The 11,332-nt window shown below is 71.4% G+C and carries 10 protein-coding genes; 6 read left to right on the top strand and 4 right to left on the bottom strand.

The annotated features are described in order from the left end of the window. The 6 genes from ACFU3E_RS21135 to ACFU3E_RS21110 form a co-directional block, all read left to right on the top strand. The coding region (locus tag ACFU3E_RS21135) for an alpha-glucosidase C-terminal domain-containing protein (RefSeq protein WP_384160210.1) at positions 1 to 392 on the top strand (392 nt) is incomplete at its 5' end. Next, positions 389 to 2,089: a maltose alpha-D-glucosyltransferase gene (treS, locus tag ACFU3E_RS21130; protein ID WP_384160207.1), complete on the top strand. Its 1,701-nt coding sequence runs from the start codon at positions 389 to 391 to the stop codon at positions 2,087 to 2,089. The genes ACFU3E_RS21135 and treS, both read left to right, overlap by 4 nt. Positions 2,090 to 2,277: 188 nt before the next feature. After that, entirely contained in the window at positions 2,278 to 3,720 is a 1,443-nt protein-coding gene (locus tag ACFU3E_RS21125) for a maltokinase (RefSeq protein ID WP_384160204.1), read from the top strand. A 31-nt stretch (positions 3,721 to 3,751) separates the two neighbouring features. Next, positions 3,752 to 6,667, top strand: a complete 2,916-nt coding sequence (gene glgB / locus ACFU3E_RS21120; protein WP_384160201.1) for a 1,4-alpha-glucan branching enzyme — start codon at positions 3,752 to 3,754, stop codon at positions 6,665 to 6,667. A 128-nt stretch (positions 6,668 to 6,795) separates the two neighbouring features. Then, positions 6,796 to 7,260, top strand: a complete 465-nt coding sequence (locus ACFU3E_RS21115; protein WP_384160229.1) for a hypothetical protein — start codon at positions 6,796 to 6,798, stop codon at positions 7,258 to 7,260. After that, positions 7,257 to 7,667: a hypothetical protein gene (locus tag ACFU3E_RS21110; protein ID WP_384160198.1), complete on the top strand. Its 411-nt coding sequence runs from the start codon at positions 7,257 to 7,259 to the stop codon at positions 7,665 to 7,667. Before ACFU3E_RS21115 ends, ACFU3E_RS21110 begins: the two co-directional genes overlap by 4 nt. A gap of 36 nt (positions 7,668 to 7,703) precedes the next feature. Here the strand turns inward: ACFU3E_RS21110 and ACFU3E_RS21105 are convergent, their stop codons facing one another. The 4 genes from ACFU3E_RS21105 to ACFU3E_RS21090 form a co-directional block, all read right to left on the bottom strand. Then, the gene (locus ACFU3E_RS21105) at positions 7,704 to 9,935 is read right to left on the bottom strand and encodes a HelD family protein (RefSeq protein ID WP_384160195.1); all 2,232 of its coding nucleotides are present in this window, start codon (positions 9,933 to 9,935) and stop codon (positions 7,704 to 7,706) included. Between the two features lie 170 nt (positions 9,936 to 10,105). Beyond that, entirely contained in the window at positions 10,106 to 10,432 is a 327-nt protein-coding gene (locus ACFU3E_RS21100) for a thioredoxin family protein (protein ID WP_384160192.1), read from the bottom strand. Then, entirely contained in the window at positions 10,426 to 10,839 is a 414-nt protein-coding gene (locus ACFU3E_RS21095; protein WP_384160189.1) for a MerR family transcriptional regulator, read from the bottom strand. The genes ACFU3E_RS21100 and ACFU3E_RS21095 overlap by 7 nt, the downstream gene beginning before the upstream one ends. 29 nt (positions 10,840 to 10,868) lie before the next feature. Beyond that, the gene (locus tag ACFU3E_RS21090; RefSeq protein WP_384160186.1) at positions 10,869 to 11,312 is read right to left on the bottom strand and encodes an Lrp/AsnC family transcriptional regulator; all 444 of its coding nucleotides are present in this window, start codon (positions 11,310 to 11,312) and stop codon (positions 10,869 to 10,871) included. Positions 11,313 to 11,332: the final 20 nt, after the last annotated feature.

Here is an 11,332-nt window from a genome sequence, read left to right as displayed (position 1 = left end):
AACGTGAGGGCCGCACCCTCACCCCACTGCTGACCCGGCTCAACACCGTCCGGCGGGAGAACCCGGCCCTCCAGCAGCTGCGCGACCTGCATTTCCACCACGCCGACCAGGAAGCGGTGATCGCCTACTCGAAGCGGAAGGGTTCGAACACGGTTCTGGTGGTCGCCAACCTCGACCCCCACCACACCCAGGAGGCCACGGTCTCGTTGGACATGCCGCAACTCGGCCTGGACTGGCACGAGTCGGTGCCGGTGCGCGACGAGCTCACCGGCGAGACCTACCACTGGGGCAGGGCCAACTATGTGCGCCTCGAACCGGGCCGCAGGCCCGCGCACGTCTTCTCGGTCCTGCGACCGTCCACCCCGGAGATCGGAGGGTCACCCACAACATGATCGTCAACGAACCCGTTCCGGACACCTTCGAGGACACTCCTGCCAGGGACCGTGACCCGGAGTGGTTCAAGCGCGCCGTCTTCTACGAGGTGCTCGTCCGCTCGTTCCAGGACAGCAACGGCGACGGCGTCGGCGACCTCAAGGGCCTGACCGCGAAGCTCGACTACCTCCAGTGGCTCGGCGTCGACTGTCTGTGGCTGCCGCCGTTCTTCAAGTCCCCGCTGCGCGACGGCGGCTACGACGTCTCCGACTACACGGCGGTGCTGCCGGAGTTCGGCGACCTGGCCGACTTCGTGGAGTTCGTCGACGCCGCCCACCAGCGCGGCATGCGCGTCATCATCGACTTCGTCATGAACCACACCAGCGACCAGCACCCGTGGTTCCAGGAGTCGCGCAAGGACCCCGACGGGCCCTACGGCGACTACTACGTGTGGGCCGACGACGACAAGCAGTTCCCGGAAGCCCGGATCATCTTCGTCGACACCGAGGCCTCCAACTGGACCTTCGACCCGGTCCGCAAGCAGTACTACTGGCACCGGTTCTTCTCCCACCAGCCGGACCTCAACTACGAGAACCCGGCCGTGCAGGAGGAGATGATCTCCGCCCTGAAGTTCTGGCTGGACCTGGGCATCGACGGGTTCCGGCTGGACGCGGTGCCCTACCTGTACCAGCAGGAGGGCACGAACTGCGAGAACCTGCCGGAGACGCACGACTTCCTGAAGCGGGTACGCAAGGAGATCGACGCGCAGTACCCCGACACGGTGCTGCTGGCGGAGGCCAACCAGTGGCCCGAGGACGTCGTCGACTACTTCGGCGACTACCCGAGCGGCGGCGACGAGTGCCACATGGCCTTCCACTTCCCGGTCATGCCGCGCATCTTCATGGCCGTACGCCGCGAATCCCGCTACCCGGTCTCCGAGATCCTGGCCAAGACCCCGGCCATCCCGTCGAACTGCCAGTGGGGCATCTTCCTGCGCAACCACGACGAGCTCACGCTCGAGATGGTCACCGACGAAGAGCGCGACTACATGTGGGCCGAGTACGCCAAGGACCCCCGCATGCGAGCCAACATCGGCATCCGCCGCCGGCTCGCTCCCCTGCTGGACAACGACCGCAACCAGATCGAGCTGTTCACGGCCCTGCTGCTCGCCCTGCCGGGCTCGCCGATCCTGTACTACGGCGACGAGATCGGCATGGGCGACAACATCTGGCTGGGCGACCGGGACGCGGTCCGCACGCCGATGCAGTGGACGCCCGACCGCAACGCGGGGTTCTCCTCGTGCGATCCGGGGCGGCTGTTCCTGCCCACGATCATGGACCCGGTCTACGGCTACCAGGTCACGAGTGTCGAGGCGTCCATGGCCTCGCCCTCGTCGCTGCTGCACTGGACCCGCCGCATGATCGAGATCCGCAAGCAGAACCCGGCCTTCGGGCTCGGCTCGTACACCGAGCTGCCGTCGACGAACCCGGCGGTGCTGGCGTTCCTGCGGGAGTACGAGGACGACCTGGTGCTGTGCGTGAACAACTTCTCCCGATTCGCACAGCCCACGGAGCTGGACCTGAGCGCCTTCGAGGGGCGGCACCCGGTGGAGCTGTTCGGCGGGGTCCGCTTCCCCGCCATCGGCGAGCTGCCGTACCTGCTGACCCTCGGGGGCCACGGGTTCTACTGGTTCAGGCTCCGCAGGGAGAGCATGTGAGGCCTGATAAGACCTGTTGAGGCCTGACCCGCGGGGCGGGCCGTAAACCCCGCGGCGGGGCGTTTCCTCCGCCCCGCCCGGGGCACGCATCAGTAACACCCGCCCACCCGCGTGAGCCGGAGGGGCGCCGCCCGGGCCGGCCACAGGCGCCGGAGGCGCACCAAGAATGGGTGAAAGGACGCGACGCCATGTCGGAAGCCGTCACACGCACCGTCACCACCCCGCCCGGCCTTCTTGCCTCCCTGGATCCGCTGTTGCGGGAATGGCTGCCGCGGCAGCGCTGGTTCGCGGGCAAGGGGCGGCCGGTCACCGGCTTCACGCTGGTCGAGGCCACCGAGCTGCTCCCGGCCACGTCCAAGCTGGGCCTGTACCACCTGCTCGTCCGCGCCCATCAGCCCGTCGTGCCGTCCCACGGGGCGCCCGGCCACCCCGGTGACTGCTACCAGCTGCTGATAGGCGTGCGCGAGGCGCTGCCGCCTCGGCTGGCGCCCGCGCTGATCGGACACGTGCCGACGGGGCCCCTGGCCGGTCGGACGGTCTACGACGCCCTGCACGACACCAGGCCCGCCGAGCTGCTCCTGGAGGCGCTGCGCACCCGCGCCCGTGTCGGACGGCTCCGCTTCGACCGGGACCCCGGCCAGGACATCCGCTCCGGGCTGGTGCCGCGCGTGGTGACCGCCGAGCAGTCCAACTCGTCGGTCGTCTACGGAGATACGTTCATCCTGAAGCTGCTGCGCCGGATCGTGCCCGGGGTCAACCCCGATCTGGAGCTGCCGCTCGCGCTGGCCCGCGAGGGCTGTCCCCGGGTGCCCGCGCCGACGGCCTGGATGGTCGCGGACATCCCCCCCACGGCGGATCCGGTCGTCTCGGCGGGCTCGGCGGACCTGGCAGGCCAGCCGTACGTCCTGGGGGTGCTGCAGCCGTTCCTGCAGGGCGCATCCGACGGCTGGGAGCTGGCGCTGCGCGAGCTGGCCAAGGGCGAGGACTTCGGCGCCGCGGCGCGGGCACTGGGGCGGGCCACCGCCGAGGTGCACACCGCGCTGGCCCGGGCGTTGCCGACCGTCACGCTCGGTCACATGCAGCTCCAGCTCATGGTCGACGGCATGATCGAGCGGCTGGACGCGGCCGTCCAGGCGGTGCCCGCGCTGCGGCCGTACGCCGGCGGGCTGCGGTCGGCGTTCACGGCGCTGAGCGATCTGGCCGCCGAGGGCCGCACCTGGACCGCTCAGCGGGTGCACGGCGATCTGCACCTGGGGCAGTGCCTGCGCTCGCCGTCCGGCGAGTGGTGGCTGATCGACTTCGAGGGCGAGCCGGCCCGGCCGCTGGCCGAGCGGCGCATGCCGCAGCCGACCGTGCGGGACGTCGCCGGCATGCTGCGGTCCTTCGACTACGCGGCACGCTCGGTCGACCCGCCCCAGCCGGACTGGGCCGAGACCTGCCGCTCCGCGTACTGCTCCGGCTACGCGGAGGCCTCCGGCCTCGATCCGCGCACCGACCCGGTGCTGCTGCGCGCCTACGAGACGGACAAGGCGATCTACGAGGTGGTGTACGAGGCCCGGCACCGCCCCGACTGGCTGCCGGTGCCCCTGGCCGCCATAGACCGGCTCGCCTCGACCGGCCACCTGACCTGACCGACCACCCCTCGCCCTGGAGGCTCCGCCCGTGACCCCCCGCCCTGAGTCCAGCGGTTCGCGTCCCAAGGGGACCGCCGGGGAGAAGATCCCCGAGCAGCCCACGGCCGCCCAGCAGAAGAGCGCCGCGAAGAAGACGGCGGTGCCCAAACAGGCAGCGGCGAAGAAGGCGGCCCCCGCGAAGGCGACCGCCAAGAAGGCCGCCGCCGGCAGGACCACGGTCGGTAAGACCGTGGCCAAGAAGACGGCGACGAAGGCTGCCGCCCAGCAGACGGCGGTCGGGCGGCCCGCGGCCGAGAAGGCGGCCGCGAAGAAGACGGCCGTGAAGAAGACGGCCGTGAAGAAGACGGCCGCCAGGAAGGCCACGACGGTCAAGGCGACGGCGGCCAAGTCCGCTGCCGCGAAGGGCGCGGCGGCCAAGACCGGTGCCACGAAGGCCGCGCCCGCGAAGAGCACCGCCGCCGAGGCCACCGCGAAGAAGAGCACGGCGAAGAAGACCGCGACCACCAAGAGCCCCGCCGAGAAGGCCACGGCAGCGAAGACCCCCGCTGCCAAGACCCCCGCCAAGAAGACCGCCGCCAAGAAGACCGCGGTCAAGACCCCTGCCGCGAAGGCCACGGCAGCGAAGACCCCCGCTGCCAAGACCCCCGCCAAGAAGACCGCGGTCAAGAAGACCGCGGTCAAGAAGGCCCCAGCACGCGAGGCCCCTGCCGGGAAGGCCGCCGCCGCCCAGGTCGTGCCGCCGGAGATGGAGGTCGCCGTCTCGCCCGCCGTCGGCGCGGTGGACCGGGAGCGGCTGCTCGGCGGCACGCACCACGCCCCGCACTCCGTACTCGGCGCGCACCCCGTGCCCGGCGGCGTCGCCTTCCGGGCGTTCCGGCCGTACGCCCGGTCGCTGACCGTCGTCGCCGGGGAGCTGCGAGCCGAACTGCACGACGACGGGGAGGGCTTCTTCTCCGGCCTGCTGCCGCTGCGGGACGTCCCGGAGTACCGGCTGATCGTGGAATACGAGGGGACGGTCCTGGAGACCGAGGACGCGTACCGCTTCCTGCCCACGCTGGGCGACCTCGACCTGCATCTGATCGGCGAGGGCCGGCACGAGGAGCTGTGGACGGCGCTGGGGGCCCACCCGATGACCCACGAGGGCGTGACCGGCACCCGGTTCGCGGTGTGGGCGCCGAACGCGCGTGGTGTGCGCGTGGCCGGCACCTTCAACTTCTGGGACGGCACCGGGCACGTCATGCGGTCGCTGGGCTCGTCCGGGGTGTGGGAGCTGTTCCTGCCCGGCATCGGCGAGGGCGAGCTGTACAAGTTCGAGATCACGCGGCCCGACGGTTCCAGGACGATGCGCGCCGATCCCCTGGCCCGCCGCACGGAGGTGCCGCCCGCGACGTCGTCGGTCATCACGTCCTCGCAGTACGAGTGGGGCGACGCCGAATGGCTGGCCCGGCGTGCCGAGGCCCCGGCACACGAGACGCCGTTCTCGGTGTACGAGATCCATCTGCCGTCCTGGCGCCCGGGGCTGACGTACCGTCAACTCGCCGAGCAGCTGCCCGGGTACGTGAAGAATTTGGGCTTCACGCACGTCGAGCTGATGCCGGTCGCGGAGCATCCGTTCGGCGGCTCCTGGGGCTACCAGGTCACCGGCTTCTACGCGCCCACGGCCCGGCTGGGCACACCGGACGACTTCCGGTTCCTGGTCGACAAGCTGCACCAGGCCGGTATCGGCGTCCTCATGGACTGGGTCCCGGCGCACTTCCCGCGCGACGACTGGGCGCTGGCCGAGTTCGACGGCAGGCCCCTGTACGAGCACGGGGATCCGCTGCGGGCCGCGCACCCCGACTGGGGCACGCTGGAGTTCGACTTCGGCCGCAACGAGGTGCGCAACTTCCTCGTCGCGAACGCCCTGTACTGGTGCGAGGAGTTCCACATCGACGGGCTGCGCGTGGACGCCGTCGCCTCCATGCTCTACCTCGACTACTCGCGCGAGCCGGGCCAGTGGACGCCCAACGAGCACGGCGGCCGGGAGAACCTGGACGCGGTGGCGTTCCTGCAGGAGATGAACGCGACGGTCTACCGCAGGGTGCCCGGCGTGGTGACGATCGCCGAGGAGTCCACCGCCTGGGACGGTGTCACCCGCGCCACCCACCACGAGGGCCCGAGCGGCTTCGGCGGGCTCGGTTTCGGGCTGAAGTGGAACATGGGCTGGATGCACGACACGTTGCAGTACATGAGCCACGAGCCGGTGCACCGCAAGTACCACCACCACGAGATGACGTTCTCGATGGTGTACGCCTACAGCGAGAACTACGTCCTGCCGATCTCCCACGACGAGGTCGTGCACGGCAAGGGCTCCCTGGTGTCGAAGATGCCGGGCGACTGGTGGCAGCAGCGCGCCGGGATCCGGTCCTACCTCGGCTTCATGTGGGCCCACCCGGGCAAGCAACTGCTTTTCATGGGACAGGAGTTCGCGCAGGGCGCCGAGTGGTCCGAGACCCACGGCCCCGACTGGTGGCTGCTGGACCCGGGCTACGGGGCGGAGCCCGACCACCGGGGCGTGCGCGACCTGGTCCGTGACCTGAACACCGTCTACCGCGCCACGCCTTCGCTGTGGCGTCTCGACACGGACCCGGCCGGTTTCGAGTGGATCGTCGGGGACGCCGCCGACGACAACGTCCTCGCGTTCCTGCGGCTGGACCGGGAGGGCGTCCCGGTGCTGGCGGTGTCCAACTTCGCACCGGTCACCCGCCAGGACTACCGCCTGGGTGTCCCCGAGGACGTCCCCGCCTGGCACGAGGCCGTCAACACCGACGCGGCCCGCTACGGCGGCAGCGACGTCACCAACCCCGACCCGGTCAAACCCGAACCCCAGCCCTGGCACGGCCGCCCGGCCAGCATCCGCCTGACCCTGCCGCCCCTGGCCACGGTGTGGCTGCGGCCGGCGTAGCGGGCCTGGGCCTGCTGTGACACGGCTGTGACCGGAGGAGTGGCCTCCGCCACAGCCCGTCCGGTCCGGGCCTGGTGGGGTGGCCGCATGGATGCCACCCCGCTCACCTCGCAGGTCCTGCCGTGCTGATGGGCTTCGGTGTCTCCGCGGCCTGTGCCGTCGGCGCGCTCGTCGCCGGGGCGGGTGCCGTCGCGATGGCGCTTCCCGGACGGCCCGAGCCGTGGCCGGCGCATCTGATGCGCCGTGCGGCGGCGACGGCCGCGTGGGCGGCCGCGGCCGTGTACTCCCTGGGGTTCTCCGCCGTGCTGATGTCGGAGCAGGCCTTCGGTGACGGCGCGAACTCGGTCCCGGCCCCGGCCTGTCGCGACGGCTTCGACCCGGCCACGATCGAGGGACTCAGCCACCACCGGTCCTCGTACCTGCCGCTGCGCTTCGACTGCGTCCGCGACGACGGTTCCGTCTACTCCAGCGATTCCGGCTACGGGTGGATGAACGGGGCGAGCGCCTCCCTCGCCCTGTCCGCCGCCCTGCTCGCCATCGGCGCGGGCTACGCGACCGAGCTGCGCGCCCGGAAGGCGGCCGTGACGTCATGACGCTGCTGCCCGTCTTCGCCGGGCTGGTGGTCGGCTGGGTCTCGCTGTGCGGGCTGCTGGCGCATCCGCTGCTGCCGCCGTGGGTCAAGACCTCGGTCTTCTGGGCGGCGCCGCTCACCGCGGCCACCTGGGTCTTCATCATGGCGGCGGACGACGCCGGCCTGTTCCCGGAGACCGCCCCCTGCCCCAGCGAGCCGTACCAGGAGGGCGTCACCGGGAGGGGACAGGTGTCGGGAGTGTCCACCCCGTTTCCCCCGCGGGCCTACTGCGAGTGGGAGGACGGCACCGTCTACGCGCTCACGCCCGGGGCCGAGTTCCTGTTCTGGGTCTTCTTCGCCATGACGGTCGTACCGCTCGCCACCGGACTGTGGCACGCCCTGCGGGATCCGGAGTCGCTCCTGCGGTAGGCGGCCCCGCGCCCGGGCGGGTGCGGGGCCGCTCCGCTACCCGAAGGCCTCCGCCAGGGCCTTCGGCAGCTCCCCGGTGTGCAGCACGCCGAGGCGCTGGGTGGCCCGGGTCAGGGCCACGTACAGGTCGCTGGTGCCGTACCGGCCGGGCTCGGCCACGAGGACGGAGTCGAACTCCAGGCCCTTGGCCTGGCGCGGGTCGAGCAGGACGACCGTCTGCGTGAGGTCGGGTTCGGCGCCCGCCGTGACGCCGTCCAGCCGGGCCGCGATGGAGCGGTGGAGGTCGCGCGGCGCGATCACCGCGAGCCTGCCTTCGGCCGGGGTGAGCTCCCCGACCGCCTTGGCGACGGCGCCGGGCAGGTCGTCGGTGGCGCGTGCCCAGGGCCGTACGCCCGTGGAGCGGACCGAGCTGGGCGGCTCGAACTCCGGGTGCTCGGCGCGGACCACGGCCGCCGCGACGTCCATGATCTCGGCCGGGGTGCGGTAGTTGACGCCCAGCCGGGTGTGCTCCCAGCGGTCCTCGACGTACGGGGAGAGGATGCCGGACCAGGAACCGACCCCGGCCGCCTCCGCGGTCTGCGCCGGGTCGCCGACCAGGGTCATCGACCGGGTCGGGCTGCGCCGCATCAGCAGCCGCCACGCCATCGGCGACAGCTCCTGCGCCTCGTCGACGATGATGTGGCCGAACGCCCAGGTGCGGTCGGCCGCCGCCCGCTCGGCGGCACTGCGGTGGTCGTCCTCCTCGTGCCGCTCGGCGAACCGCTCGGCGTCGATGATGTCGTGCGCGGACAGCACCTCGGAGCTCTCCGGGTCGTCCTCCTCCTTGTCCTCGAACTCGTAGGTCCGGGACGCGTACGACACGTCCAGCACGCCCTGCGCGTAGGCGATCTGCCGCTCCCGCTCGCGCTCGGCGCGCTCGCGGGCGAGCCGGTCGTCGTCGCCGAGGAGTTCGGCGGCCTCGTCGAGCAGCGGCACGTCCGCGACCGTCCAGCGCCGGGTCACCGGGCGGCGTACGGCGTCGGCGTCCTCGGCGGGCAGGAACTCCTCCGGCGCGGCGAGGAAGTCGGCCACGAGCCGCTGCGGGGTCAGCAGCGGCCACAACTGGTCGATGGCGGACCAGACTTCGGGGTTCTCGGCGAGGTCGTCGCGGATCTGGGTGACGTCACTGGGGTCGAGCAGGCTGGACCCGTCGAAGGGGTCAGTGCCGATCCGCTCGGCGTACAGGTCGGTGAGGGCGTTGAGGATGTGCCCCTCGAAGTGCTCGCGGGCCGTATTGTGCGGCAGTTTCGCGGCGCGGGTGCGTTCGCGGGCGACGTTGACCAGGCCGTCGTCGAGCATGAGGACCTCGCGGTCGTGCTCGATGGCGATCACCGGGTCGGGCAGCGCCTGCCGGCCGCGGACGGCCTCGGCGAGGGCGTCGGCCATGTCCGCGCGGCCCTTCACGGCGGCGGCCTCGGGCGTGTCGGTCGCGGTCGCCTTCACCCCGGGGAACAGCTCGCCGACGGTCGCGAGGAGCACACCGGTCTCGCCGAGGGAGGGCAGCACCTCTCCGATGTAGCCGAGGAACGCCGGGTTGGGCCCGACGATCAGCACGGCCCGCTTGGCGAGCAGCTCCCGGTGCTCGTAGAGCAGATAGGCGGCGCGGTGCAGGGCGACGGCCGTCTTGCCGGTGCCCGGGCCGCCCTCCACCACCATGACGCCGCGGTGCGGGGCGCGGATGATGCGGTCCTGGTCGGCCTGGATGGTCTGCACGATGTCGCCCATGCGGCCGGTGCGCGCGGAGTTGAGCGCGGCGAGCAGCACGGCGTCGCCCGTCGGGTCCTCGTGGCCGGTGCGGGTCTGGTCGCCGAGGTCGAGGATCTCGTCGTGCAGGTGGGTGACCCGGCGGCCGTCGGTGGCGATGTGCCGACGGCGCCTGAGGCCCATCGGGGTGTGGCCGGTGGCCAGGTAGAAGGGGCGGGCGACGTCGGCGCGCCAGTCGATCAGGACGGGGGTGCGCTCGGCGTCGTCGGTGCGCAGGCCGATGCGGCCGATGTGGTGGGTGACGCCCGAGGTGAGGTCGATCCGGCCGAAGCACAGGGAACCGTCCACCGCGTTCAGCGCGGCGAGCAGCCCGGAGCGCTCGGCCACGAGGATGTCCCGCTCGACTCTGGCCTGCATGGGGGTGTTGCCCTGCGCGAGCGCGTCCGTGACGGAGGTCTCGGCGTCGCCGCGCAGGGCGTCCACGCGCGCGTACAACCCGTCGATGAATTCCTGTTCCTGTCGCAATTCATCGTCCGGAAATTCGGTGTTTGACAATTCCGCTCCCGCCCGGATATACTGTGCTCACTGAACTTCACTGTGACTTCAATCGACTTGAAGTCACGAACAAACAAATATACGCAAGGAAATCCCCCGGGCGCAATTGCCCGGGGGATTTCCTGGTGTCGGGGGCAGTGTCACAGCACGTCGGCGAGCTCCTCCAGCAGCCGCCGCTTGGCCCGCGCGCCGACCATCGCCTTCACGGGCTCACCGCCGCGGAACACCATGAACGTCGGCATGGAGAGCACCTTGTAGGCGTTGGTCGTCTCCGGGTTGGAGTCGACGTCCAGCTGCACGACCTTCAGCCGGCCTCCCTCCTCGGAGGCGAGGGCTTTGAGCACCGGGCCCATCTGCCGGCACGGCGGGCACCAGTCGGCGGTGAACTCCACCAGCACCGGCAGCTCCGCGCCGATCACCTCCGCCTCGAAGTCCGCGTCCGTCACATCGGCCACACCGGTCACCATGGGTCCCCTCCCAGCTCGCATACGGGCTCCGGACCGCCCGGAGCCTCCGCCTCGGCGGCCAGCTCGGCGCGCGCCAGCTGCCGCGCGACCGTCTCCCGCACGGTGCTCAGCTGGCCGATGAGCGCGTCGAGTTCGTCCAGCTTCCGCCGGTAGACCGCGAGCGACGCCGGGCAGGAGTCGCCCTCGGGGTGCCCGGCTCGCAGACACTCCACGAACGGCCGCGTCTCCTCCAGGTCGAACCCGAAGTCCTGCAGCGTCCTGATCTGCCGCAGCAGCCGCAGATCGCTCTCGTCGTAGGTCCGGTATCCGTTCCCGGCACGCCGCGCGGGCAGCAGTCCCCGCGACTCGTAGTACCGCAGCGTCCGCGTCGTGGTCCCGGCCCGTGCGGCCAGCTCGCCGATTCGCATGCCGTCGAACGTAATCCTTGACCCCGGCGTCAAGGCAACAGCGGTTTCCGCTCCACCGGCGAGGTCAGCACGATCGAGGTCGTGGTGCGGCCCAGCGCGGAGACGTTCTCCAGGACCTCCTCCAGGTGGACGGTGTCCCGGACGGCGACCTTGAGGATCCAGCAGTCCTCCCCGACCACGTGGTGCACCTCGGTGATCTCGGGCCGCCCGATCAGCTCCAGGGTCCTCGGGTGCTTGAGGGTGTAGCCGCCGTGCGGGTCGACCCGGATGAACGCCTGGATGCCGTAGCCGAGCCGGGCCGGCACCACATGGGCGCCGTAGCCACTGATCACGCCCGCCGCCTCCAGCCGCCGCACCCGCTCGGTGACGGCCGCGGGGCTGAGCCGGACCCGGCGGCCCAGCTCGCTGAGCTTGATCCGGCCGTCGGTCTGGAGCAGTTCGAGGATCTGCCGGTCCAGCACGTCGAAGGCCACCGATGTTTCGTCGGCAGCGG

It is taken from the genome of Streptomyces sp. NPDC057424 (genome assembly GCF_042803315.1).
Lineage (GTDB): Bacteria > Actinomycetota > Actinomycetes > Streptomycetales > Streptomycetaceae > Streptomyces.
The sequence above is the reverse complement of the archived record's forward strand: the minus strand, read 5'-3'. Positions and strand labels throughout refer to the sequence as shown.